The 25610-nt window shown below is 62.7% G+C and carries 25 protein-coding genes; 23 read left to right on the top strand and 2 right to left on the bottom strand.

Annotation, left to right across the window (positions count from 1 at the left end; translation table 11 throughout):
- The first annotated feature begins 11 nt into the window (after positions 1 to 11).
- The 14 genes from K5658_RS13550 (at position 12) to K5658_RS13485 (ending at position 16125) form a co-directional block, all read left to right on the top strand.
- Positions 12 to 671 (top strand): DUF2190 family protein, encoded by a 660-nt coding sequence (locus tag K5658_RS13550; protein WP_221063659.1) that lies wholly within the window; start codon positions 12 to 14, stop codon positions 669 to 671.
- 14 nt (positions 672 to 685) lie between these two features.
- Positions 686 to 940, top strand: coding sequence for a hypothetical protein (locus K5658_RS13545; RefSeq protein ID WP_221063658.1), 255 nt, complete (start codon positions 686 to 688; stop codon positions 938 to 940).
- A gap of 54 nt (positions 941 to 994) precedes the next feature.
- Positions 995 to 1291, top strand: a complete 297-nt coding sequence (locus tag K5658_RS13540; protein WP_221063657.1) for a hypothetical protein — start codon at positions 995 to 997, stop codon at positions 1289 to 1291.
- Positions 1288 to 1848, top strand: a complete 561-nt coding sequence (locus tag K5658_RS13535; protein ID WP_221063656.1) for a phage tail protein — start codon at positions 1288 to 1290, stop codon at positions 1846 to 1848. The genes K5658_RS13540 and K5658_RS13535 overlap by 4 nt, the downstream gene beginning before the upstream one ends.
- On the top strand, positions 1841 to 2305 hold the full coding sequence (locus tag K5658_RS13530; protein WP_221063655.1) for a phage tail terminator protein: 465 nt from the start codon (positions 1841 to 1843) through the stop codon (positions 2303 to 2305). The genes K5658_RS13535 and K5658_RS13530 overlap by 8 nt, the downstream gene beginning before the upstream one ends.
- A gap of 2 nt (positions 2306 to 2307) precedes the next feature.
- Positions 2308 to 2535: a hypothetical protein gene (locus K5658_RS13525; RefSeq protein ID WP_221063654.1), complete on the top strand. Its 228-nt coding sequence runs from the start codon at positions 2308 to 2310 to the stop codon at positions 2533 to 2535.
- Positions 2536 to 2711: 176 nt separating this feature from the next.
- A complete protein-coding gene (locus K5658_RS13520) occupies positions 2712 to 3746 on the top strand; it encodes a phage tail tube protein (protein WP_221063653.1) in 1035 nt (344 codons plus the stop codon).
- Positions 3747 to 3771: 25 nt separating this feature from the next.
- Positions 3772 to 4146, top strand: coding sequence for a phage tail assembly chaperone (locus K5658_RS13515; RefSeq protein WP_221063652.1), 375 nt, complete (start codon positions 3772 to 3774; stop codon positions 4144 to 4146).
- 77 nt (positions 4147 to 4223) lie between these two features.
- Entirely contained in the window at positions 4224 to 4541 is a 318-nt protein-coding gene (locus tag K5658_RS13510) for a DUF1799 domain-containing protein (RefSeq protein ID WP_221063651.1), read from the top strand.
- Entirely contained in the window at positions 4531 to 11088 is a 6558-nt protein-coding gene (locus K5658_RS23980; protein WP_221063650.1) for a tape measure protein, read from the top strand. The genes K5658_RS13510 and K5658_RS23980 overlap by 11 nt, the downstream gene beginning before the upstream one ends.
- A 17-nt stretch (positions 11089 to 11105) precedes the next feature.
- Positions 11106 to 11516 carry a phage tail fiber protein gene (locus tag K5658_RS13500; RefSeq protein WP_221063649.1) on the top strand — a complete coding sequence of 137 codons (411 nt, stop codon included), beginning with the start codon at positions 11106 to 11108 and terminating at the stop codon, positions 11514 to 11516.
- Between the two features lie 9 nt (positions 11517 to 11525).
- On the top strand, positions 11526 to 11954 hold the full coding sequence (locus K5658_RS13495; RefSeq protein ID WP_221063648.1) for a hypothetical protein: 429 nt from the start codon (positions 11526 to 11528) through the stop codon (positions 11952 to 11954).
- Between the two features lie 624 nt (positions 11955 to 12578).
- Entirely contained in the window at positions 12579 to 15335 is a 2757-nt protein-coding gene (locus tag K5658_RS13490) for a hypothetical protein (protein WP_221063647.1), read from the top strand.
- A 1-nt stretch (position 15336) separates the two neighbouring features.
- The gene (locus K5658_RS13485; RefSeq protein WP_221063646.1) at positions 15337 to 16125 is read left to right on the top strand and encodes a hypothetical protein; all 789 of its coding nucleotides are present in this window, start codon (positions 15337 to 15339) and stop codon (positions 16123 to 16125) included.
- Positions 16126 to 16165: 40 nt separating this feature from the next.
- On the opposite strand, the gene K5658_RS13480 is transcribed toward K5658_RS13485, so the two are convergent.
- Together K5658_RS13480 and K5658_RS13475 are read right to left on the bottom strand one after the other, a co-directional pair.
- Positions 16166 to 17308 (bottom strand): LBF_2804 family protein, encoded by a 1143-nt coding sequence (locus tag K5658_RS13480; RefSeq protein ID WP_221063645.1) that lies wholly within the window; start codon positions 17306 to 17308, stop codon positions 16166 to 16168.
- An 87-nt stretch (positions 17309 to 17395) separates the two neighbouring features.
- A complete protein-coding gene (locus K5658_RS13475; protein WP_221063644.1) occupies positions 17396 to 18607 on the bottom strand; it encodes a tetratricopeptide repeat protein in 1212 nt (403 codons plus the stop codon).
- A 196-nt stretch (positions 18608 to 18803) separates the two neighbouring features.
- On the opposite strand from K5658_RS13475, the gene K5658_RS13470 reads away from it, so the two are divergent.
- The 9 genes from K5658_RS13470 (at position 18804) to K5658_RS13430 (ending at position 25540) form a co-directional block, all read left to right on the top strand.
- Positions 18804 to 19274 (top strand): thiosulfate oxidation carrier protein SoxY, encoded by a 471-nt coding sequence (locus K5658_RS13470; protein ID WP_221063643.1) that lies wholly within the window; start codon positions 18804 to 18806, stop codon positions 19272 to 19274.
- Between the two features lie 52 nt (positions 19275 to 19326).
- Positions 19327 to 21168: an exodeoxyribonuclease V subunit alpha gene (gene recD / locus K5658_RS13465; RefSeq protein WP_221063642.1), complete on the top strand. Its 1842-nt coding sequence runs from the start codon at positions 19327 to 19329 to the stop codon at positions 21166 to 21168.
- Positions 21150 to 22424, top strand: a complete 1275-nt coding sequence (locus tag K5658_RS13460) for a right-handed parallel beta-helix repeat-containing protein (protein ID WP_221063641.1) — start codon at positions 21150 to 21152, stop codon at positions 22422 to 22424. Before recD ends, K5658_RS13460 begins: the two co-directional genes overlap by 19 nt.
- Before the next feature lie 105 nt (positions 22425 to 22529).
- Positions 22530 to 23144 (top strand): methylthioribulose 1-phosphate dehydratase, encoded by a 615-nt coding sequence (locus tag K5658_RS13455; protein WP_221063640.1) that lies wholly within the window; start codon positions 22530 to 22532, stop codon positions 23142 to 23144.
- Entirely contained in the window at positions 23141 to 23701 is a 561-nt protein-coding gene (locus tag K5658_RS13450; RefSeq protein WP_221063639.1) for a 1,2-dihydroxy-3-keto-5-methylthiopentene dioxygenase, read from the top strand. The genes K5658_RS13455 and K5658_RS13450 overlap by 4 nt, the downstream gene beginning before the upstream one ends.
- Positions 23698 to 24378: an acireductone synthase gene (gene mtnC / locus K5658_RS13445; protein WP_221063638.1), complete on the top strand. Its 681-nt coding sequence runs from the start codon at positions 23698 to 23700 to the stop codon at positions 24376 to 24378. The genes K5658_RS13450 and mtnC overlap by 4 nt, the downstream gene beginning before the upstream one ends.
- Entirely contained in the window at positions 24379 to 24678 is a 300-nt protein-coding gene (locus K5658_RS13440) for a hypothetical protein (RefSeq protein ID WP_221063637.1), read from the top strand.
- Positions 24675 to 25265 carry a YcbK family protein gene (locus tag K5658_RS13435; protein WP_246628445.1) on the top strand — a complete coding sequence of 197 codons (591 nt, stop codon included), beginning with the start codon at positions 24675 to 24677 and terminating at the stop codon, positions 25263 to 25265. The genes K5658_RS13440 and K5658_RS13435 overlap by 4 nt, the downstream gene beginning before the upstream one ends.
- A gap of 50 nt (positions 25266 to 25315) precedes the next feature.
- Complete coding sequence (locus K5658_RS13430; RefSeq protein WP_221063636.1) at positions 25316 to 25540, top strand: hypothetical protein; 225 nt, start codon at positions 25316 to 25318, stop codon at positions 25538 to 25540.
- Positions 25541 to 25610 lie beyond the last annotated feature (70 nt).

Genomic DNA, 25610 nt, shown 5'->3' with positions numbered 1-25610 from the left:
AGGAAACCATCATGGGCACTCTTTACATTCAACAAGGCGCTGTGGCCGATTGGGACAATTCGACCGGCGCGGCGGTATCCAGTGACGCCGTGGTCCGTCTTGGCCTATACGGCATGGGCATCGCCGGGACCGACATTGCCAATGCCGACACCGGCTCCGTCCAGCTGGAAGGCGTGTTCCGGCTCGCCAAGAACAGCGACGCCTTCACCCAAGGGGGCAAGGTGTGGTGGGACGGCACGCAATGCCGCGCCACGCCCGCGAAAAACGCCTATTTCATCGGCTTCGCCTTCCGGGCGGCGGCGACCGACGCGACCACGCTGGACGTGCGCCTCGACGATTTCTGTTGCGAAGGACCGCGCCTCTTGACCCTGGCCGCGACCGGCGCGGAAACCCTGAATGTCGGCGACTTCGCGGGCGGCTCCCTCACGCTCTTGGTCCCCAACACGGCGGCCAAAACCGTCAACCTGCCCGCCGTCGCCACCATTCCCATCGGGGCGCGGCTGCGGGTACGGAAAACCGATGCCACCGCCGCCGCCATCACCTTGGACCCCAACGGCTCCGAGCAAATCAACGGCGGCAGCACCTTTGCCAGTCTGGACGCGAACAACGACTATGCCGAGTTCGCCAATTCCGGCACGGCCTGGGTATTGGTCGATAGCGCCATTGCCTAACCATGGATGACGATATGGACCCAAAAAGTTTTGCGAGATTTGGGTTTCCCGCCCTATTGGTTGCCGTGCTGTTATTCCTGCACCACGATGAGCGCAAAGAATGGCGGGAAACCATAGATAATATGTTCAACCGGATGGATCAAAGGCAAGCGGAAACCAATAACCTGCTCAAGGATAATACCATTGCAATCCAAACCCTAGCGGATAGGCAAAACGATGTTAATAATCGGCGATTATTCCAGAGTGAATATAACCATAATAGCCGGTGAAACTTTGGAAGTTATGGTTATTAAAATCCCTGGCATCCCCGATAGGGCTGGGTCATGCACTTGACCATTGAGCAAACCAAAACCGCCTGTCGCTCGATCATGGATGACTTAATCCTGGTGCAGGGCGATACCGAAACCCAGACCCAAGGGTTTTATCACGCCGGTTTTGGTTCGGATTTGGATGGCCGGGCGAGTCCGCCCCAACCTATGGTGAGTGGTTATGGCGAAGATTTCCCCGGCCTAGCCATCGGCAATATTTTGGTTATCGCCGGGCTTAACTTCGCGGTGGCCGATTTCCAATGGGACAAGCCCACCGATGAAATCATTATCTATCTGAGGAAAGCCCCATGAAAATCTCGATAAAAGCGGAAGGCTTGGAGCGCTTTGGGGATTTCATCGGCATGACCGCATCGAAATTCGATACCGCCGCCGCCCGCGCCATCAACCGCACGATTGACGGCACGCTAACCCTGGCCCGCCGCACCATCGCCGCGCAAACCCACATCAAACCCAGCCGGATCAAGCGCCGCTTGGTTATCCGCAAAGCGGCCCGCGACAGCCTTAACGGTGCGATATGGGTAGGCGTGCTGCCCTTTCCCGCCGCCTGGATCGAACCCATCCGCCCCAAGGGCATGAACCCCCGCCAGCAACGCAAAATGGCCGGGGCGACGGCGGGCGGCGGCAAATTCAATTTCCCCGGCGCGTTCGTGGCGCGGATGCCCAACGGGAAGCTGGGGATTTTCCAGCGCCAAAGCCCGGCGCGATCCTCGTTTATCGAAAAAACATTGACGGCGGATCAACTCGGTATAGCCAACCTAGAACAGCCCCTATCCGACTATGCGGAAGACCGCCTGGAACGCGAACTCAGCCACGAGCTGGGCCGCTTGCTAGGGGTATCCAATGGCTAGCGTGCTGGACGATCTGGTAACGGCCATCCAAGGTCGCGGCCATTTCGCCACCGTGGGCAAGCGGGCGGACCACGCGGCGGCATTGACCGGCCAGGGCAAAAACGAGGAACCCTTACCCGCCGCCTATGTGATTTTCCCCCGCCAAATTCCCGGCGAGAACCGCATGAATAATGCGGTATCGCAAATAACTACCTTGACCTTTGATATTGTCGTCGGGGTTTCCAATCTGGCGGATAACACCAATAGCGGTTTGGCCGCCGTGGATGACCTGGATGAAGCGTTATGGGAAATCCGCAAAGCCTTATTGGGAAAGGTATTTGGTACGACCGACCCCAAGCTACAAGCCAGGAGCAATGGGCAAATGGAATTTACCGAAGGTTATCCTTTTGGATATGACGCCAGTCAATTCTGGTACGTGGTGCAATATTCGATGCAAACCCTATATCAAGAGGTATGAAGATGGACGACACAGACGATATGGACGATTTTGAACGGGAAAATCGAACCGAAGAACCCCCGGCCACTCCGGTGCCCGCGCCGATAGTCGAGGAACCGGCGGCGACGGAAACCGTGGAAGCCGACCCGGCCTGGAATACCGACGCCAGCCCAGGCCGGGGCGGCAGTTATGAACTCGACCCGGCGACGGGCATCCGCAGACTCATCCAACCCGCCCACGCGGCGGCTTGATCCCAACCCATCACCACAGGGGAAAACCCATGGCCGATAAGATTTTCATGAAAAACGCCCTCTTGCTTGGCAAGGCGGAAAGTTCCTACGGCGTGGACCCCACGCCCACCGGGTCGGCGAATGCCTATCTGGCGGAGGATATGACCCTTAGCCCCATGGAAGGGGAAACGGTGGATTTGAGCTACTACAAGGGTTTTTTCGGTAGCGATATTTCCCTGCAAACCACGCATTACATGACGTTGGAATTCACCCTCCCGTGGATTCCGGGCACCAACACGCCGGGCACGGCCTCGCACTTCGATCCGCTTTTCAAGGCGTGCGGGCTGGCGGCTACCGCGATGGCTTCCGCCGTGACGGGTACGCCGCAAGGCAGCAACACGGATGCCATTACGTTAGCATCGAACGCATCCTCTACGAATAATATCTATCGTGGGGTTATTATCGACATTAGCCCAACCGGTGAAAAAGCGGTATTACTTGATTATAACGGGACGACCAAGCGGGCCGGGACTATGACGAAAACCGGGGTATGGGATGTAAACCCCACCAACCAGGATGATTATAGTATTTGCCAGAACATGGCCTATGATCCGGTCAGCAAGGACCAAGGATCGATAGCATTTTATTATTATCTCGACGGGATATTGCATAAAATGTTCGGGGCGCGGGGGGATTTTGAATTGACCGCCGAAGCCAACAACATGCAGCGCATCAAATTCACCTTCACCGGCCTTTATGGCGGCATCGCCGATGCGTCCATGCCCACCCCCTCGTATTCCGCCTTCAATACGCCGGTCCCGCTCAATAGCACCAATACGATGGGCGGAATCCACGGCTGCAATATGTCCGGCAACGATACCGGCGTCCAGCTGAAAAAATTCACCTTCGGCCTGGGCAATACGGTGAAACATCGCCAATTGGTCGGCAGCGAAGCGGTGGTTATCTCCGACCGCATGGCGAAAGGCAGCGTGTCCCTGGAAATGACGCCGATGGCCTTGCTGGATTGGTTCGACAGGATCCAGGAATCCACCACCGGGATTATTTTCCTCCAGAACGGCACCGAAGCGGGATACCGGACCAATATCATCCTGCCCAAAGCGCAATTGATGAAACCCAAATACAGCAATGACGATAATGTCGCGATGCTGGATATGGATTTCAAAGCTATTTGGACCAGCGGCAACGACGAAGTGCGTTTGTTGGAAATGTAAAACCCAATCTCGATAGGATATAAAAATGCCATTCATCTTAGATACGAAAACCGGGAATTCCTTCAAATATCCGGTCAACATCCCGCATATCAATGGCGAAGGCTTGCCGGAAAAAATCGGCTTCAAGATGGTCTTCCGCCGCTTTTCCCGTTCGTCCTACCTGGCCCTACAGGATGATTTGGATGGCAGGGACATCCAGGGCGGTTTGCTGCGGGACGTGGATTATGTCCTGCGGGTGGCGGACGGCTGGGAAGGCATCGCCGGGCCGGACGCGGCGGAATTGCCGTTCACCGCCGAAAATATCAAAACCCTCTTGGACCACTATCCAGCCGCCGCCGGGGCCATCGTGGACGCCTTCCATGACGCGGTGTTGCGCGGCGGGGTGGCGCGGGGAAACTGATCGACGCGGCGCGGTATTGGGCCACTCCCCAGGCCGCGCCGCCCGATTTATCCGCCCTGGCCGCGCAGGCCAGGGCGATGAACCTACCCCCGGCGGCGCTGGCCGCGATGCTGGGGAATACCCTGCAAGCCGCTTCCCCCGATTTCCAGGTATTGCCGGAAAACTGGGATACCGTCATGGCATTTATCGAGTGCCGCCACGATTGGCGGCGCGAACTCCCCGCGTTCGGAACCGAATGGATCTGGCACGGACTCGATAAGCCCGCGTGCGAATGTATTATCAGGAACCTGGGGCATAAAGAGGACAAGGCCCGCGAGATATTCCAAGGCATCTTGATAATGCAAGAGGCGGCATTACCTCTGTTGAATAAGGGCAAAAAATCCAATGGCCGATAGGCGTGTAAAAATAGGGATTGCCGTCGAGGGCGCAGCGTCCGCCAAGTCCGAAGTGCAGGCGCTTGAAGCCGGGGTGCAAACCCTATCGCAAACCCTCAAGGACCAATCCCGCGCCGCCACGGCGGCGGCGCAATCCCAGGCCGGGCTATCCAAGGCGGTCGATGCCCTGACCGTCTCCGAAGCCCGCCTGAAAACCCAGGTGGCGGACACCCAGGCCCGCCTTGCCGCCGCCCAAGCGGCCAGCGCCACCCGGCAAAGCGCCCTGGACACGGCGGGCGGGCGGGCCGATTCCTTGGGCATCCAAACCGCCCTGGCCAAGAAGGCGCTGGCCGACCTCGCGGCCCATGGCGTGGCTCCCACCCATGTCGAATACCAAGCCCTGGCCGGGCAAATCCAAATCATGGAAGCGGACCTCAAGCGGTCCCTATCCACTGTCAAAACCGCGCAGAAGGAATACGACAGCGCCGCCCGCGAAACCGCGAAGCTCGAAGCGGAATACAAGCGGCTGTCCACCGCCGCCGATCAAGCCGGAACCGAACTCGCGGCGCAACGGGCCAACCTTGCCGCCGCCACCGCCGAATCCGCCCGCCTGGAAAAGCAGGCGCAGGCCACGGCCCAAGCCCTCAAGGCGCAAAGCAGCGCCGCCGCTACCGGCAAGGCGTGGCAGGGCTTCGGTACGGGCATCACCGCCCAAGCGCAAGCCCAACAGCAGGCCGCGCAACAGCACGCCGTTCAACAATGGGTTGCGGTCGGTATGGCCGCTGTCGCCGCGCAAGTCCAAGCCAAGCAACAGGCTTCACAGCAGCAACAGGCCGCAAAGCAATGGAGCGCGTTCGGCATGGCTTCCGATCCCCGCCGTGCCGGTGCCGCCGCTATCGGTGCCCGCGAGATATTGGGTATCCGCAGTTCCGCTGAAATCGTCGCCGACATCCGCGCCGTGAAAGCGGCCTATGCCGATCTCGCGGCGTCCGGCCAAGCGTCCCTGCGCGAGCTGGCCCGCGCCGAGCAGGCGACGGCGGACAAGGTGAAAGCGCTCAAAACCGAGCTACGGGGCAACGTGGCGACACCCATCGCCGATTCCCGCACCACGCTGGGCATCCGGGGCGGCGCGGAAATCGAGGCGGATATTGCCAAGGTCCGGGCCGCTTACCAAACCCTGGCGACCTCGGGCCGGGCGTCCGGGCAGGAATTGGCCCGCGCCCAAGCGGCGGCGCGGACCCAGGTGAAGGCGCTCCGCGATGAACTCGCGGGCGCGTCCCAGGCGCAAAAGAACCTCAACCGGGAGGCCGGGCTGTACGGCATGGCCCGCAACGCCCTGGCGGGCGTGGCCGTGGTTTCGACCGCGAAACAACTGGCCGGGGCGGCGGACGGATGGGCCAATCTCTCGGCCCGCCTCAAACTCGCCACCACCTCGCAGAAGGAATTCACCACGGCGGAATCGGCCCTGTTCGGCATCGCCCAGCGCAATATGACCTCGTTGGAGGAAACGGCGGGGCTGTATACCAAAGTGGCCGGGTCCATGCGCGACCTGGGCATGACCCAGCAACAGGGCTTGGCCTTGACCGACGATATCGGGATGGCCCTGCGGCTCAGCGGCGCTACCGCCACGTCCGGCGCGGCGGGAATCCAGCAATTCGCCCAAGCCCTGCAATCCGGCGTCCTGCGGGGCGACGAGTTCAACAGCATCATGGAGAACTCGCCCCGGCTCGCCAAGGCGCTGGCCGATGGTCTCAAGGTGCCCATCGGATCGTTGCGGAAGATGGCGGAACAGGGCGACCTGACCGCCGAAAAGGTCATCAAGGCCATCCTGTCCCAATCCGAAGTCTTGCGGCGGGAAGCCGCGTCCATGCCCACCACCATCGGCGGCGCATGGCAAAAGATCGAAAACGCGGCCCTGGCCTACATCGGCAAGGCGGACCAAGCCAGCGGGTCCAGCGCCCAACTGGCCGGGGAATTATCCAGGGTGGCGGATAATTTCAGCGCGGTAGCCGACCCGATAATGACCATCGCCCGTATCGAAGTGGGCGGCTTCAATAAGTTCGTGGATTTGGTCAAGGATTTGGGGGACGCGCTCGCCAAGATACCCAAGGGCGATTTCTTGCCGGATATTTTCAACCATGGATTATCCGAAGATGCCCAGGCCAAAGCCTATGAAGCCGACCTCAAGCGGATGATGGAAAAAGGGTTCGGTCCCAGCACCGCGCCATCCGCCTCTACGGTATCCCAGGTCATCAAGCCCACCACCGACCAAATCATGCTGAAGGTGGCGGAAGCGGCCAAGAAATATCAAGTCCCCGAAGCCTTCGCCCTGGCTATCGCTAAAACCGAATCCGGGTTTGCCCAATACAATGCGGATGGAAGCCTTAAATTGGGTTCGCCCACCAAGACTGGAGCGCGGGCCGTAGGCGTTATGCAAACGATGCCAGCCACCGCGAAACGGTATGGGGTGGACCCGGCCAATGTCGATGAGAATATCGACGGCGGAATGCGTTATCTCCGCAACATTCTTGCCAAATTCCATGGAGATTTGCGCCTTGCCGCCGCTGGCTATAATGCCGGGGAAAACAATAAATCCCTGGAAAAGGGCGTGGTCCCCAATATCAAGGAAACCCAGAATTATGTTGCTACAGTCAGTAAATATTATAACGAGTTCCTAGCCAAATATCCGGGCGGCTTGCCTTTCGAGGAATCGGCCAGCCGTCAAAAGGAAATCGATAACGCTTGGGAGCAATTCAAGGCCGGTATTGATCAAGGGATAGCGGCCAGCGAAAACCGGGCGCGGCTGGACGAATCCCAGGGCCGCAACGAAATCGCCCGGATCGAACAGGAACGCGCCGCCGCCCTCGAAGCCGACCGTGCCAAGATCGACGGGGCCACCCGCTACACCGATAAGCTCAAACTGTTGGAGCAATCCAGGGACGCCCAAATCGGCTACTACCGGCAAGAGGCGGCGATCCAACGGCAGCAGGTGGGCGACGAAGAAACCACCCTACAGGCCCGCCGCGATGGCATCGCCCAACAATTGAGCGCCGCCGAACAGTACAAACTCAGCCTATCGGAAACCAACCGGCTGAAAGCGGAACAGGAAGGCATCGATGCCGCCTTGAAACTCCTGGCCGAAGACCGGCGCGGGATCGACCTGGATTTGGCCGCGAAGGAAACCAGCGCCGGGCAAGCGGTCATCGACGCCAAGCGGAAGGAAGCCGAGTATATCCAGGGTATCAACCGGGAATTGCAATTCCAAATCGACCTCAACAACCAATTGACGGAGGCGAAGGCCCGGAGCGCGTCCAAGCGGGAACTGGGCACTATCAAAGCCACGGCGGAAAGCTCGCGCACGGCGGCGGAATCGGTGGGCGCGGGGGAATTGCCGGGAATCCAGGCCAGCATCGCCAAAACCCAGGAACTCAAGGCGAAAAACGAGGAAATCGCCGGGTCCGTGCAAAAGGTCTCCGAAGAACAATTGCGGATGAACGCGATTTGGGACCAAACCCTACAGCGGCAACAGGATTATGCCGAAACGTGGCGGGAGATTACCGGGCAGCAGCATAACGCCTTCGCCGATCTGTCCGTCAGCATCATGGAATATGCGAAACAAATAGATCAAATCGGCGCGAAGTATAAGGAACTTTCTACCCAAGACCCGGTAAACGAAGACTTTTACAATACCCAAAAGAATACCGAAACCGCCGCCAGTAGTTTCAATATACTGGCGAAAACCGCCGTGACCCTGCGGGGCATGTATAAGGAAGGCACGGCGGGCTATGAGTCCATGTCGGCGGCGGCGGGCGCGTTCGGGGCGGTGGCGCAAGCCCTCAACATCGTTGAGGGCATTGGTGCGGTAATCCACCAATTGCGCGACGGCGACGTTTACACCGCGATTCCCCGCGCTGTGGGCGTGGCCGCGATGGTCGCCAGCATGGGCATCCAAACCGGCGCGTCCGGTTCCGGGTCCGGTTCCGGGAGCGCCGCCCTGTCGCCCACCGCCAAAACCGGCACCGGGACCGTGTTCGGCGACTCCACCGCCCAATCGGATTCCATCGCCCAATCCTTGGACATCCTCAAGCAGAATTCCAGCACCGACCTCGACTACAGCGCGGGAATGCTCCGTGCTTTGGAAAGCATCGACGCGGCCATGGGCGGGGTATCGGCCAGCATCGTCCGGGGCGTGGCCCCGGCCACGATCACCCAGCCGGGGCAGTTCACCAACGGGATAGGACTTCCCGCGTTTTTGGACCCCGGAATGATGCTGACCAACTTCTTAATGAAGCGGACCCGCACCATTACCGATTATGGGATTACCGCCGATCCACAACAAACCCTTTCCAGCGTCCTGAAAAACGGATTCCAGGGGCAGGTCTACACCGACATCAAAACCGAAACCAAGGCGTTCGGGATGACGGTTTCCAGTTCGATGAAAACCGTATTCTCGGAACTCGATAGCGGGGTGGAACGGGAATTCACCAAAACCATCCGCTCCATCCGCGACGGGCTGGTCGCCGCTGGCTCCGCTTTCGACCTGGGCACCGCCGATTTCACGCGCCGCCTGAAGGGCTTCAAAATCGACTTCGGGCGCTTGTCGCTGCAAGGGCTGTCCGGCGACGAAATCACGAAACAGGTATCCGCCCTGTTTTCCTCCGAATCCGACCGCATGGCCCGCCGCTTCGTGCCCGGCCTGCGGCAATTCCAGGCCGTGGGGGAGGGCTATTTCAAAACCTTGACGCGGGTGGCGGAAGGCGTCAACCGGGCCACGGGCGAACTGGAAGGGCTGGGTATCGCGGCCATCGACTACAAGGCCATCGCCAACAAAAACGGCGACGTGGCGGCGGAAATCGTCCGCCAGTCCATCGCCACGGCGGAACTGGGCAGCAGCGTCGGGAAGTTCATCGACGGGGCCACCGGGTCGGCGGAAGACCTGGTTTCCGCCTACAAGAGCCTGACCGCCGCCCGCACCATCTTCCTGACCGCTGGCCTGGATACCTCCGGTATTTCCCGCGACATGACCAACGCGGCGGGCGGGGTGTCCGAATTCCTATCGAGTCTCCAGACCTACCGGGACAAGTTCCTAACCGAAGGCGAGCGGGTTACGGGGGGCTGGAACGCCCTGGCGGCGGAATTCACCCGGTTCGGCCTCAAGATGCCCACCACCCGCCAGGGCTTCCGCGATTTGGTGTCCGGGATCGATACCAGCACCGAAGCGGGGCAAAAGCTGTTCGGGGGCGTCATCACCCTGGCCGGATCGTTCGACGAATTGACCGCATCGGTCCAAAGCAGCGCGGACGCCTCTTTCACCGCGGTGAAGGACGCCTATAGCCGGATGAAGGACCAAGCCAAAAGTTGGCGGGACTACGTGGCCGGGCTGGCGGTCAACGATCCGACCCTATCCCCGGAAGCCAAATACCGCAACGCCAAGGACCAATTCACCGCCTTGCTGGGCAAGGCGCGGGCGGGCGATAGCGATGCCCAGGGCAAAGTGCAGGGGGCGGCGGATACCTTGCTGGCCGCATCGCGGGATTACAACGCCTCGTCCATGGCCTATCAATCGGATTTGGCCTGGGTCAAGACCGGCCTGTCCGGGCTGGCCGCGCAGACCGAAGGCCAGCTTTCCAGCGCGGAACGGCAAATCCAATCCCTGGACGGCAACACCACCGCTTTGCAGGACGTGGCGGGCGGCTTGACCACGCTGTCCGCCGCCCTGGCCCAATACGCCCAGGACCGGGCGGCGGGCGCGGCCCCGGCCAGCGCGGCCAGCGCCACCGACACCAACGCGGCCCACACGTCCGCCGCCGAAACCGCCGCCGCCAACCAACCCGGCACGGTGCGGGGGGTGCAGGCCGTCAACGATGCCAACACGTCCGCCGCCGAAACCCAAACCAAGCGGGAAGCCGCCGCCCTCGAATTCCAAACACGGATCGACGCAGCCCAAAAGGAATTGCGGGCGGCGGCGAAGGAGGGCCGGAAAGAGTGGCGGGACTATTGGGCTTCCCAGGTGGATTCCATCGTCAAGGAAATCAGGGAGTCGCCCTTCAACCTGAGAGTGGACAACCTCAAGCCCAAAGGCTACCGGGCGGACGATAACTGGGAGGTGAAGCGGTTGGCGGGTGGGGGCCGGGTACGCGGTCCGGGCACCGGCACCTCGGACAGCATCCCGGCGTGGCTGTCGGATGGCGAGTATGTGTTCACCGCCGACCTGGTGCGCCGGAATGGCGTGGCCGCGCTGGACCGCGCCCTCCGGGGCGAGCCGGTGACGCTCAATGCCGATGCCCCGGCTCCGGCCCGGTTTGCGGCGGGTGGGGCGGTGGGCCGGGTGGATTTCCGTCCGCCGTCCAGCGCCGCGCCGGTAGTGGTGCCCGCTATCTCGCAGCAAACCGATATTGATGGGTTGATAAAAGTATTCCAAACCACGATGACCGGCCAGCGGGACGCCCTGCAAGCCGGTATCAAAGTGGACCAAGCCGGATACCAAATGCTGGTTAAATTGCTGACTTCAATAGATGGCAGATTAACCACTTTGGAATCCAATAACAAACTAGCGAAAGCAATGTAGGTATTTATATGTCCGCGATGAGTAATTATCTTGAGGCCGCGCTATTGGCCCATATCTTCCAGAATTCGGCTTATACCGGCCCCACCACCGTCTACGTCGCCCTGGGCACGGCGGGCGCGGATGGTTCCTTCACCGAGCTATCCGGCAACGGCTACGCCCGTGTCGGTGTGACCTGCAACTCGACCAACTGGGCCGGTCCCACCGGCAACAACGGCACCGTCGCCAACGGGACCGCGATCACCTTCCCCGCGCCGTCAGGTGGGCATTGGAATGGCGGGTCCAGCTTCGGCTACTTCGCGATCTTCGATGCCAGTTCCAGCGGCAACATGCTGTTCTGGGGCGCGTTGGACACGGCCCAAACGGTGCTTTCGACCAATTCCGCGCCCTCCATCGCCATCGGGTCGCTCTCGATCCAGATCGATAATTAAGGGGGCGGCATGACCTACGGCACGCGCACCTCGCTGACCACCTCGGCGCACAACTCCCTGGCGAACAGCACCTATGTCGTACTGGGCACGCTCAACAACAGCGCCAACAATCCCTACGACGTGCATATCGAGTTCACCTGCACGCCGGGCACGGTATCCGGCAACAAGCGGGTCCGGCTGTTCGCGCAGTTGAGCTTGGACGGCACCAACTTCGAGAGCGGCCCCGCCTCGGGCAGCACGACAACGGATGAACCCAACCTGCACTTGATCGGGGATTTGCCATGCAACACGAGCAGCGCCGCGCAAACCCGCGTGTTCTCGCTGGCGGCGGCGCTCGGATGTACGCCATTCCGTAGCGTCAAACTCATCGCAAAAAACGAAACCGGGGCGGCGTTGTCCGGCAGCGGCAATTCGGTCTATTACCAAGAGCTGACCTAGGATATGGCCCGCCTCAACTACCCACGGGTGTCCGTGCCCCCCGCGCCCGCGCCCGTTGATTGGGGCAGTTCCCTCGCCTCGGGGCTGTCTTATGTTTGCGGCCCCACGGTCCAGCGTAATTTCACGCCCGCGAACGACACCACCACGCCCGTGCTGTTGGCCGATGGGCCATGCCTTATTACGAGTACCAGCGCCTACCTATCCAGTCCATCGCTTCCTGTCGATGAACGCCGACCGCAGGAATCAACCACGATGGTGGTTGTCATCCCATCCGCAATTACATCCCAAGTGTTTTGCGGGGTGGAATCGTCGGGAGACGCCAGTAATACGGGCGCTTGCGACCGTGTTATGGGGATTACTAGCGGCGGCGCGGTTTTCAGCATCATCAGGGATACTGGCATTGGGAGTGACACCTATAGGACATCCTCCCTGGCCCCCGTAGCGAATAAGCTGTCCGTGGTGTTGCTACGGGTGCGTCCGAATGAATTGACCATAGCGCATAACGGGGTGCTTGATATATCCACATGGTCGGGGGGGACTGGAATATCCGGTTTTGCGCTGGGGTCGAGCAGTAAATGGGTTTTAGGTCCAAACCCCCTTTATTCATCTACAGGCTCACGGATCATGCTGGCGGCGATGTGGGCGGGCCGGGCGCTATCCGACACCGACTTGACCGCCCTATGCGCCAACCCCTGGCAACTGCTCGCACCCCGCACCATTATCGTGCCGGTGGCTGGCGGTGGTGGTGGGGGGGGCGTGGCGCTCTCGGGGAGCGCCACCTGTGAAGCCATGGCCAGCGCCGTCCTATCCGTGGGCGTGGCGCTATCCGGTAGCGCCACCTGTGAAGCCACGGCCAGCGCCACCCTGTCGGTGGACGCGCCGCTGGCCGGTAGCGCATCCTGCGAAGCGACCGCCACCGCCGCTCTGTCCGTGGGCGTACCCCTATCCGGTAGCGCGGCTTGTGAATCGACGGCCACGGCCAGCCTTACAGTGCGGGACTTGATAACTCCCCCGCCGCCCCAGCCCATCACCGAATACCTGGTGGAAATCACCGGCTATAAACCCGGTTCAACGATAGTCCTTCGCCTTTCAACGTCCGGCTATACCACGGGCGCATCCGACGATCCGCCGCACACCCATTACGAAGCGCGGTTATTGCAACCCGGACTTATGCGCCGCGACGTGTTTTCCGACAAAACCACGGGCGGGAAATCAACGGTGGGATTCGGGATAGTCGAGGCCATCAATACCGGCGACTTGGACTATCTCATGGATTACGCTTTCGATGGCAGGCAAATCAGGATTTTGGCCGGATATGGCGATAAACCCTTATCCGAATTCACCACGGTATTTGTCGGCACCATGGAGCAAGCCGAATATTCATTGACGCGGATAACTTGGCGTATCCGCGACCGGATGGCGGAACTGGCCGTCCCGGTCCAAACCGTGAAATATGCCGGTAATAACGCAAGGACGGTCGAAATATCCGGTACCGCCGTGGCGGATTGGAAGGACGGGCTGACCTGGACGCTGAACCATGACTTGATCTCGGTCGGCGGGGTACGGTATGACGGCGATGCGGTGTCCGGCTATTCGGTGGATTTGGACAGCGGCGACATCGCTTTGCCCGCGTCCACATTCGATGTGCGGGCCGATTATATCGGCCCGGCCAGTTCCGCCAATCTTACCGGAACCTGCGACGGAACCGCCAAATTCGCGTTTGCCCGCTTGGACGCCTATGGTGGCGCTTACGCGCAATCCCTATCCAATATCGAAATAGCGTCCACCACGGCGGCGGCTACTACCGATTTAACCGGCTGTTCGGTGACTATCGCCCATCCCTTGCCGCTGGCGGTCGAATTCCTCATGTACAACCGCTATGACTCGCCAGAGGATGCTAGCGCGTATTGGCTGTCCGCGTCTCATGTGTCCGGGTCCACCTATCGATGCGCGCTTAATTTCAGCGGGCAATATGTCGCAGCCGTCCGGGTCGGCGGGGTGGCGCTGACGGATTTGGTGATTACCGTGCCGCCCGGCATGGACCCGGCCCAAACCGATGTGGACCTTGACGATCTGACCGGCCTTGCCGTCACGGCGGACGTAGTGCGATTCCAGGCCACGGCGGATGAGGCGATGAGCCACGTGTCCGGCCTGACCTGGGGCAAATCGTCCGGGACCCTCCTGGATTTCACGGCGGTGCGGCTTGACGGGGCATCGGTGGCTTTCACGGAGGATACCGGCTCGCGCCGGGTCACGTTGACCCATCAGCCGGGGGGAGAGGTGCATGTCGATTACGTGGCGCTGGACGCGGACCTCTCGGGACTGGAAGGCACCGACGATATCAAAGGCAACCTCAAGCCCAAGCTGTGGGGGCATGCGCTGAATGTTTCCCCGCCGCTGGCGAATGCTTCCCGCTTGATCTATCAAGTCAACGATGGCCCGGCCACGGCCTACCCGGTTTGGGACGATGGCGTGGCGATCACCAGGGGCGCGGACTACGCCTCACAGGCGGATATGGAGGCCACCGCGCCCGCCGCTGGCACCTACCGCGCTTGGCCGGGCGGCGGCTGTTTCCGCTTGGGCAGCAGCCCGCAAGGGCAGGTGACGTGCGATGCGGTTCAAGGCGATACCAGCGACCGCACGGCGGCGCAAATCCTGAAAGCCTTGGCCTTGCGGGCGGATACCCTGTCATCGGGGGATATTGTCGATGAGGATATAACCGCCATGGATGCGGATAATTCGGCGGAATTGGGTATCTGGTTGTCAGATGCGTCCAATATCGACGCGGCGATGGATGCGATAGCCAATAGCGTCGGGGCGTGGTATGGCTTCGACCGCTTGGGCCGGTTGCGGATGGGGATACTCACGGCTCCATCCGGTACGCCCGATTTGGAGCTATCGGCGACGGATATTACATCGCTTGAGCTATCGAGCAATAATGATAGCGGGCGCGGGATTCCCTATTATCAAATCGCCATGAACTACGGCAAGAACTATACCGTACAATCCAATATGGACCCAGATTCCACGAATTACCGCAAGGCGTGGGCCGCTTTGGAGTATCGGACATACACCGGCACTAATAACTCCACCAAGACCGTGCATCCGTTGGCCGGGGTATTGACCGTCGATGGGCTGTTCGTGGATCAAGCGGACGCGGGCACCGAAGCCGGGCGGCGGCTGGCGCTATACGGTACCCGCCGCGATACCTTGACGGTTTCCGCCCATGCCTCGCTGGCGGAATTGTTGTCCGTGGATTTGATGGATGTGGTGAAGATCACCTATCCACGGTTCGGTTATGGCGACGGCAAATTATTCCGGGTATTGGGCTTGCAGCCCGATTACCGGACCGGGAATATAGAATTGACCTTGTGGGGATAATATGGCCCTGATCCTGGGTTACAGAAACCTGATCGACCGTTGCGCCGTGTCGGGCGGATCGTATGAAGCCACCTTGCCCTTGGGCAACATCCAGGACCGCCGTTTGAGCAAGCGGGCGCGGACCACGGGCCTATCGGGCGGGCGGGTGGACATCACCTTGCCACCCAATGGTTCGGGATTGCCCTACGTCACCTTCGTGGCGGTGGCCGGGCACAACCTCACGGACACCGGTACGATCCGGGTCCGGGGCTATGAAGATTCCAGTTATGCGACGGCGATCTATGATTCCGGCACGGGGCCGGTGTGGCCCGTGGTCGCCGATTATGGGGCGACACCGGGACTGGCCGTGGTCCTGCCGGACCACGGGGCATGGTTGCCGTGCTGGCGGATCGATCTCGCGGACCCGGACAACGCGGCGGGCTACCTGGAATTCGGACGGGTGTTCATCGGCCAGCAATGGGAGCCGACCCCGCCCGACTTCGGGTGGAGCCTGGGGTACGAGGATCCGACCGTGGTCGAAGAGTCCTTGGGCGGGGCGGAATATTTCGATCTCCGGCGTCTGTACCGGGTATTGAAAATCGGATTTTCGTATCTGGAGGATGGGGAGGCCGATGCAGCGCTTGAGATTCAGCGGGTGGCCGGAATCGGCGGGGAACTCGTGGTGGCGTGGGACTGGGGCACCGTGGCCGGGCGGAGCTTCATCGGACGGATGCGGGCGCTCAACCCGCTGGAAAGCCCGGACCCGGTGCGGTTCTCGATGGCCTTCGAGGTGCGGGAGACGGTGGCTTAGGCGCTTCTCAAATACATTTCACGTTCGTGAAAAAATTGCCTCAAAACGGCCTGATTTGGGCGGTTTTGAGGCTGTCGGCAAACTGGCAAGTCTTTGATTTTAAAATGATTTGTGTGATATTGTCTTTATCGCGCAGATAGTCTTCCAAGTCCGCCGCGTCCAGATCCAAGACCCCCAGTTCCCGCAACCGGGCCAGTTGGCGGCGCTCCCGCCCGGACAAGCGCCCGTCCAGCAGGAAGCCCAGCACGATGATGAGATGGCAGATATCGGCGACCCGCGGGCGGGCCGTCTTGAGCTTTTGGAGATAATCCGGCGGCAGGGGATGGTAGGGTTCGACCGGGATGCCGAACCACTCGACCACGGCCTTGGTGAGATGGTAATGGTTGGCGTGGAAATCGCGCTTGTTGACCGCGATATATTGCAGGGTATCGTAGATCAGCCCCAGTTCCGTAGGCTCGGGCCGGAATTCCGGCAAGCGCCGCACGATGAGGTCGATGGAGGTCTGCCCCATCACCACCACCCTGGCGTTGCGCAGGATGGTGTGGGTGGTGTAGGCGTTGACCGCCATGTAGATCGGCATCCCCGAGAAATCCAGGTAGACCCGCAGCAACTCCCGCCCGAACAGGTTCGACAAGGCCGCCCGCACCAGGGCGCTGCCGATCAAGCCCTTGAGCCGGTTGAACAACAGGTAGAGATAGACCAGCCAGGGCGTCAAGCCCTCGAACGGGTCGATGCCGTAGACCCGTTGCTCGCCCGAGCGCCGTTCCAGGGCGATGCGGATCAGGCCGTGGGTTTCCCCGGCCCGCTGATCGCGCCGGATATAGCCGGTCGCCACCGCGATGCCGTGGACCGCCGCGAGATTCAGGAGCAGTAGCGCGTACAATTCCAACAGGGTCACGCCCAGCATCCAGAGGCCGCGCTCCCAGTGGATGCCGTTCCCGAGGTGTAGGAACGGCCCGCCGATGCGCCCGGCTGGGCCTTCGAAGACATCCGGGAAGGCGTAGATCGGCAGGAAGATCGCGAGATAGGCCACGAGTTCGATCAGGACCGCCGCCGCCATGGCCCGGCGTTCGGTGCGGCGCACCCGCCGCAGTTCCTCCGGGGTCAGCAGATGCAGGTCTTCGTCGCTGTGCGGGAAGCGGATCGGCAGGGCGTCGAAGAAGCGATGGTAGAGGCGTTCCATGGCTGGGTTCTTGGCCTTGGGGAAAAACCGCGGCGGGGGGCGCGGGCCGGCCCGCGGATTCCTTGGAGTCCGCGGGGCGGGGAGCGCCTATTCCGCCTTCGCCGCTGGCTTGGTGGGCCGGCTGCGCAGTTTGGCGATTCTTTGCAAGCCTTTCTCGCCCAGGGCTTCGCCGGGGTATTGGTCGGCCAGGGCTTGGAATTCGCATTCCGCCGCTTCGAGCTTGCCGAGCTTCATCAGCAGATTGCCGATCTTGAACCGCCAGCGCTTGGCCTTGGGATGCTTGGGCCGCAGGGCGAGGCAATCCTGATAGCGGTCGATGGCCTTGTCGGCTTGGTCTTGCGCCTCGGCGATGGTGGCCAAGCCTTCGTAGGCCTCCAGCAGGTGGCTGTTTTGGTCCACCAGGGTCCGGTAATGCTGTTTCGCCGCGCCATGGCGACCGGCTTGGACCAGGGCCGCCGCCAGTTCGACCCGCCAATCGGCGGCGTCGCCATGGTCCGGGAAGCGTTCCAGGCAGGTTTGCCAAAGCGGGATGGCGGCCTCCCAATCCTGGCGGGCGCTGGCGGTTTGGGCGAGGGCGACAGGGCCGGCCGCCCGGTTGGGATCGCTTGCGGCCAGTGCGGCGGCTAGGGTTTCCGCCGCTTCATGGCGTCCTAGCCGGATCAGCGCCCGCACCTCGGCGGCCCGCCAGTCGGCGGCGTCGGGGTGGTCGGGATGGTGCTGTTGGCAGGTTTGCCAGCGGGCCAGGGCTTGTTCCCAGTCCTTGGCCTTTTCCGCCAGCCGGGCGAGGCCGCACAGGGCGGCGGGCCACTCGGGGGCTTGCGCCAGGGCTTGGCGGAAGGCGGCGTCGGCTTCGGCCCATTGTTTGATCCCCAGGTGGATGTCGCCCTTGAGCGCGAGGAGTTCGGTGGAATCCGGGTATTGCGCCAAGCCCCGCACGGTCTCCGCGAGCGCGGTCTGGGGGGCTTTGTCCTCGATCAGCAGCCGGGCCAGTTGGGCGAAGCCGGCCGGGTCGGGGGATCGCCTGAGGGCTTCGCGTTGGGCGAGGACCGCGTCGGATTCCCTGGTTTTCGCGCCGCGCCGTGGCCCGGTGGGGTCTTCGACCGTGTCTTCGGTTTCCTCTTCCGCCGCCGTGGGTTCCGTTTCGGTTTCGGGTTCCTGGATGAGGGCTTCCGCTTCCGGTGGATCGGTGGGGGCCGGATCGGAGGGCGCGGCGGACGGGGTGGCTTCCGCTGTGGGTTCCGGTTCTGGCTTGGCGGGTTCCGTCCGACCGATTTTTAGCAATTTTTTCCATAGACTCATAGGCTTACCTTGGATGGGCTGCGGTTTGGAAGGTTAAGTATAAGCCCGCCGTGGTGCTTGCGGACCGGGGCGGGTGGGGTTCATGGGCCTTGGGGCGGACGGTACGATAGGCGGGGCAAGTATACAAGACAATCGGTTTTTCCCAGGCGGGCGGGGCCGGATGAACGCGGTTTGGCGGAAATTTTAAGGAGTGGACATGACGATGCAAGCGTTGGACGGGGCCGGTACGCGGCGGGGGTTTTTGCGGTGGATGGCGGGCTGGGCGGCGGCGCTGGCGGTCGGGCGGGCGGCGCGGTCGGCCCCCGCCGGGGCGGGCGGCCCGCCATCCGGGGCGTTCCAGGCGGCTTTGGCCGCGGCCTTGGGCGGGCGCGATTGGACCGAATCCCCGGCGGTCGGTTTGGAGGTTCCGTCCCTGGCCGAGAACGGGGCCATCGTGCCGGTCACGGTCGAAAGCCGCCTGCCCGATACCACGCGGTTGTTCATCTTCGCCGAGAACAATCCGGGGCCGCTGTTGGCCCGCTTCGATTTCGAGCCCGGCACGGACGGTTACGCCTCGCTCCGGGTCAAGCTCAACGCCTCCGGTCCGGTGCTGGCCATCGCCGAAGCCGGGGGCCGGTTTTATGGCGCGAGCCGACAGGTCAGGGTGATGGTGGGCGGTTGTGGTTGAGGCGGGGTTTCGGCCTATCATTCCGCATCCCAATCTTCCCGCCGAGTGTGCCATGAGTGCCGAAACCCCCGCCACCAAACCCGCCGTCCCGCCGCCCGTGCCGGAGGTTTCACCCCTGGGCCGGCAATTCGCCGCCTATCTGTGCCGTTTGGGCGGCGAGGACGATCCGGCGGTGGCCTGGGCCGTGCGGCTGGCCTGTCTGGCGGTGGCCGGGGGCCAGGTCTGCCTGCGCCTCGCCGATTATGCCGGTACCACGATCCTGCCCGAGGATGGGACCGATCCGGTCGAACTGCCCGCCCTCGCCGAGTGGCAGGCGCGGCTGGGACGCTCGCGCCTGGTCGGCCCGCCCGGCCAGTTCGCGCCCTTGATCCTCGATACGGGTTCGCGCCTCTATCTGGCCCGCTATTGGAATTACGAGCGCAAACTGGCCGTGCGGTTGTTGGATTTGGCCGAAAGTCCCGCGGAAGGCATCGACCTCCCGCGCCTCCGGGCCGATCTCGACCGCTTGTTCGCCCATAACCGGGAAATCCCCGACCGCCAGAAATTGGCGGCGGCGGTGGCGGTGCTGCGGCGGTTCTGCGTGATTTCGGGGGGGCCGGGCACCGGCAAGACCTCGACCGTGGTGCGCATCCTCGCCGCCTTGCAAGCCCAGGCCGGGGCGCGGCCCTTGCGCATCGCCCTCGCCGCCCCCACCGGCAAAGCCGCCGCCAGGGTGCAGGAAGCCATCCGCAACCAAAAGCAAAGGCTGGATTGCCCCGACGCCCTCCGCGCCGCCATCCCCGACACCGCCTGCACCTTGCACCGCTTGCTGGGGGCGCGGCCCGATTCGGTGTATTTCCGCCATCATCGCGACAACCCCCTGCCCATCGATGTGGCCGTGGTGGACGAAGCCTCGATGATCGACCTCGCCCTGATGGCGAAGCTGGTCGATGCCCTGCCGGAACACGCCCGCTTGATCCTCTTGGGCGACAAGGACCAACTCGCGGCGGTGGAAGCGGGTTCGGTGTTCGGCGACCTTTGCGCCAGCCAGGGCTATGGCCTGGATTTCGTCGCGCGGCTGCGCGAGGCGTCGGGCGTGCCGGTCGCTAGCAGCGATATGTTCCCCCCGGCGCTTTCCAATTGCGTGGCCCTGCTGACCCATAGCCATCGTTTCCGCGAGGACAGCGGTATCGGCGCCCTGGCCCGCTTGGTCAACGAAGGCCGCCCCAAGCCCGTGCTGGATTTGTTGAACAAGGGCGGCCATGCCGATCTGGTTTTCGTGCGCGAACGCGGCAAACAGGTGCAGGACTTGGCCGAGCGCATGGCGCAGGGCTACGCCGCGTATTTCGCGGCGGTGGACGCCGAGGCCGGGCCGCGGGAAACCTTGCGGGCCTTCGACCGCTTCCGCGTGCTGACCGCCCATCGCGAGGGCGGACGCGGGGCGCGGGGCGTGAACCGGCAATTCGAGGAGCGGCTGTGGGCACAGCGGCGGCTATGGCCCGGTACCCGCTGGTATGCCGGGCGGCCCGTCATCGTCACCCGCAACGATTACGACCTGCGCTTGTTCAATGGCGATATCGGCGTGGCCTTGTTCCTGGAAGGGGAGTTGCGGGTGTATTTCGAGGACGCCGATGGCCGGGTGCGCGGCTTCGCGCCGGGGCGGTTGCCCGAACATGAGACCGTGTACGCCATGACCGTGCATAAGAGCCAGGGTTCGGAATTCGACGAGGTCTTGCTGTTGCTGCCCGAGGCCGCAAGCCCGGTGTTGGATCGGCCCTTGGTCTATACCGCCATTACCCGCGCCCGCCACAAGGCCGAAATCCGCGGTTTGCCCGCCGTGTTGGACGGGGCGATCAAAAGTCCGCCGCGCCCGTCTTCGGGTTTGGGGGAACGCTTGTGGCACAGTGGCCAATGAGCCGCGACTGGGCCGGAACCTCGCTGGGTCTGGCGTTGTGCCTGGGCGGCGTGGCGGGCGGGGCCGGAGCCGCGCCGGGGCCGGGTTGTCCGGGGAATGGCGAGGTCGCGCAACAGGTCGAGTCCCTGCGCCAGGAGTTCCGGCAGGCGATGGCCGCGCAGGAGCGCCGTCTGCGTGAATTGGAAGCCGCCTTGCTGCGACTGTCCCCGCCCGAACCCCGCACCGAAGCGGCCCGGCCCGCGCCCGTGCCACCGCCCACGCCAACCGCGCCGCCGCCATCCCGCGCCAGCCTCAGCGTCTGCGCCCAGGGCTGCGATGCCCGCGATTTGCAAAGCGCGGTGCGGCAGGTCGCGCCCGGCGGCGAAATCCGGGTCGCGGCGGAGACCCGTGGCGATTGCGCGGTCCTCGACAAGCCGCTCGTCCTCAAGGGGCTGCGCGGAGCCGATGGCCGGCGCGCCCATCTGGCGGGCGGGGTGTGCATGGGCAAGGCGCCCTTGGTGACGACGGCGGCGAATATCGTCATCGAAGGTTTCGAGATCACCGGGGCCGAGGTCGAGGACGGCAATGGGGCCTGCGTCCGGCTCGATCCCGGCACCCGCGATTTGACGATCCGGGATATCCATTGCCATGTGGTGCAGGATGGATTGTTGGGCCAGGTCGGCGGGCGCTTGACGGTGGAGGATTCGACCTTCATCGGGGATCGCGGCGGCCAGACCCATGGCAAATTCGGGCATGGGTTCTATCTTTGGGGCGACGCGGCCCTGATCCGGCGCACCCGTATCCTGTCGATCCAGCACCAAGGCCACACCCTCAAGACCGGCCTGGGTCAACTGACGGTCGAGGATAGCGTCCTCGCCGCCCTGGACGGCCATAATTCCCGCGCCATCGACGCCTATGGCGGCGGCAACCTCGTGGTGCGGCGCAGCGTGATCCAACAAGGACCGCATTCGGATAACAACGACATGATCGGGCTGGGCTTGGAACCGGGGCGGATGTTGGCCGGGGGCCATTCGCTCACGCTGGAGGATAACTGGGTGGTGTTCGACGCTGGCGGGCGCTGGCGGAAATCGTTGTTGCGGGGGCGGGAACTCGGACCCATCGCCTTGGTGGGGAACCGGCTGGTCGGCGTGGACGCGCCCGGTTTGGATACCGTCCGCGAAATCGGCGACCACTGGTTCGACGACCGGCGAAAAGCGGGTTTGCCGCCATTCGATGGCTCCCTGGAATCCTTGCCGAAGCCGGGCGGTGCCTTGTGAAGGGCGGGGCGGCGGGGCTTCCGCGATAAGCTCAGCACCGTTTCGCATTGAGCCATCCCCTGGCGGCGACTACAATGCGGTGTTTCTCAGCGCTACCGGCAATCCATGAACGACGAATTCCAGCGCCGCGCCGACGAGATCATCGAGGCCGGCCGTTTCATCCACGGCAAGGGCTGGGCACCCGCCACCAGCGGCAATTTCTCCGCCCGCCTGGCCGATGGCCGCATCGCCATCACCGTCTCGGGCCGCCACAAGGGCCAACTCACCCCGGACGACATCATGCTGATCGACGCCGAGGGCCGTTCCCTCGACGGCAAGAGGCCCTCCGCCGAAACCCTGCTGCATACCTCGCTCTACCGCCGCTACCCGGCAGTCGGCGCGGTGCTGCATCCGCACGGTCCCAGCGCCACCCTGGTGTCCCGGCTGTTCCGCGATGAGGTGGTGCTGGAGGATTATGAGTTGCTGAAGGCGCTGGCCGGGATTTCCACCCACGAAAGCCGCATCGCCATCCCGATCTTCCCCAACGACCAGAACATCCCCCGCTTGGCCCTCCGGGTCGAGGAATACCTGGAACTGCACGGCGATATTTATGGCTACATCATCGCCGGGCATGGTTTCTATACCTGGGGCGACTCGGTCGCCGACGCCCTGCGCCATGTCGAGGCTTTGGAATTCCTGTTCGATCTCGAAATCCGCTTGCACGGAGTCAAAACCCTATGAGCGTACTCACCATACACCCCGCCGACAACCCGGCCCAGGCCGAACGCATCACCGACCCCGACCTCATGGCCGAACGGCTGTGGGAAATCGGCGTCCTGTTCGAGCGCTGGCGGGCCGAGCATGAATTCTCCCACGAGGCCGATCAGGACACGGTGATCGCCGCCTACCGCAAATCCATCGACCGGCTGATCGACCGCTACGAATTCCATTCGGTCGATGTGGTCAGCCTCAAACCCGACCATCCGCAGAAAGATGAACTCCGCGCCAAATTCCTCAGCGAACACACCCACGACGATTTCGAGGTGCGCTTCTTCGTCGAGGGCCGGGGACTGTTCTACCTGCACGCCGAGGGCAAGGTCTACGCCGTGCTATGCGAACAGGGCGACCTCATCAGCGTGCCGGACAACATCCAGCACTGGTTCGACATGGGCGAAAATCCCGCCTTCAAGTGCATCCGCCTGTTCGCCACGCCCGAGGGCTGGGTCGCCAATTTCACCGGCTCGGCCATCGCCGCAAGCTTCCCCAAGTTCGAGCAATATCTGGCCGCCTACGCATGATTAAGGCGATCCTCACCGATATCGAAGGCACGACTTCCTCGCTGTCCTTCGTCAAGGATGTGCTGTTCCCCTATGCCCGCGAACGCTTGCCGGGGTTCGTCCGCGCCCATGGCGGCGATCCCGAAGTGGTGCGTTTGCTGGACGAAACCAGTGCGTTGGGCGGTTTCGCGGCGGAGGGCGAGCGGGCCATCGCCCAGCTTTTGGCCTGGATCGCGGAGGACCGCAAAGCCCCGCCGCTCAAGGCGCTGCAAGGCATGGTCTGGGAGGAGGGCTATCGTTCCGGCGCGTTCTTCGGCCATGTCTACGCGGACGCGGCACGGAAGCTGAGGGAGTGGCACGCGGCGGGCTTGGCCCTGTATGTGTTTTCCTCCGGCTCGGTCCAGGCCCAGCAACTGCTGTTCGCCCATACCGAATACGGCGATTTGACGCCCTTGTTCTCGGGCTATTTCGATACCCGCACCGGCCCCAAGCAAGAGCCGGATTCCTACCGGGCGATCGCCCGCCAGATCGGCCTGGAACCCGGCGCGATCCTGTTCCTGTCCGATATCGTCGCCGAACTGGACGCGGCCCGGGCGGCGGGATTCGCCACCCGCTGGCTGGTGCGCGGCCCGGCCCGGCCCGCTCCGGGGGGGCATCCCGCCGTGCCGGATTTCGACGCCATCGCGGAAATAGCCTGATTGTCCGCCAATCCATTGTTTTCCATGCTGTTTTTGCCTATCCCAGGAATCGCGGGTCCGCAGTGGGCCGGTTCCGGGGTGGCGCGTTTCGTGCTTTGTAGTTCGTCGCAATTAAAGGTTGATCCTGTCGTGGCTTTCCAAGTAAAGTGCCCGGCTTTCGACCAGGGAAATATTTCCCGCCCAAGTATCGAAGAATTCCCCGCCCAACCGCACCCGCTTGTGTCAGGGGGCTACGGAGAATTCCTCGATGCTTATGCGAAGACCGCTTGCTTCTTTTCCATCGAAGAGGACTTCCCGTGAGCAACCCATCCAAACTCGTCCTGGACCGCCAGGATTTTCCGGTCCGTGGCCTGTCGCGCCGCGGTTTCCTCAAGCGGGCGGGTGCCGCCGCCGTCGGCGCGATGCTGTTGCCCTCCGCCGAGGCCGTCGCCAAGAGCTTCAGCCGCGAACGCCTGCTCTCGTTCCACAATGTGAATACCGACGAGGAGATGAACATCCTGTGCTGTCCCGAGCAGCAATACGATGCCCGCCTCCTGGAACGCCTCAACCATTTCCTGCGCGACCACCACGCCGAGGTGTCGCGGCCCATGGACCCGGCTTTGTTGGACCTCCTGTTCGCCGTGTCGGTCTTCACCGGCAGCAACGGCACGTTCAAGATCATTTCCGCCTACCGTTCGCCCGAAACCAATAGCTGGCTCCGCAAGATCAGCCATGGCGTGGCCGAGCATTCCATGCATATCGAGGGCAAGGCGGTGGATATCCGCATGACCGACGTGGACACCCACACCATCCACCGGGTGGGTTTGGCGCTGCAACAGGGCGGCGTCGGTTATTATCCACGCCATGATTTCGTGCATCTGGATACCGGCGACGTGCGCTCCTGGTAGGCGCGGCCGGTCCCGATCCTCGGTTTTTTGAATTCAAAGGAGCAGCAGCGATGCGTATCGACGACGATGGCAATATGGAACTCAGCGCCGAGGAGAACCAATCCTTGATGGACGAACTGGATATCCCGGAAGAGGAATACGACGATCCGCCGGTCGAGATCGAGAGCGTGGGGATGGAGGGCGGCGCGGCCACCTTCACCGCCACCAACACCAAGACCGGCAAGACGGTGACTTTGGTGTTCGATCTGATGGGGGAGGGGGATTTCGAGGGATAAATCCTTTCAGTTTAGTCTGCCGGGGATCGCTGGCTCTCAAGCCCCGCTTGGGAACCAGCGGAAATCAGCG

The sequence above is a fragment of the Methylomagnum ishizawai genome (assembly GCF_019670005.1).
GTDB classification, from domain to species: Bacteria; Pseudomonadota; Gammaproteobacteria; order Methylococcales; family Methylococcaceae; genus Methylomagnum; species Methylomagnum ishizawai.
This window is presented reverse-complemented; position numbering and strand designations above follow the sequence as displayed.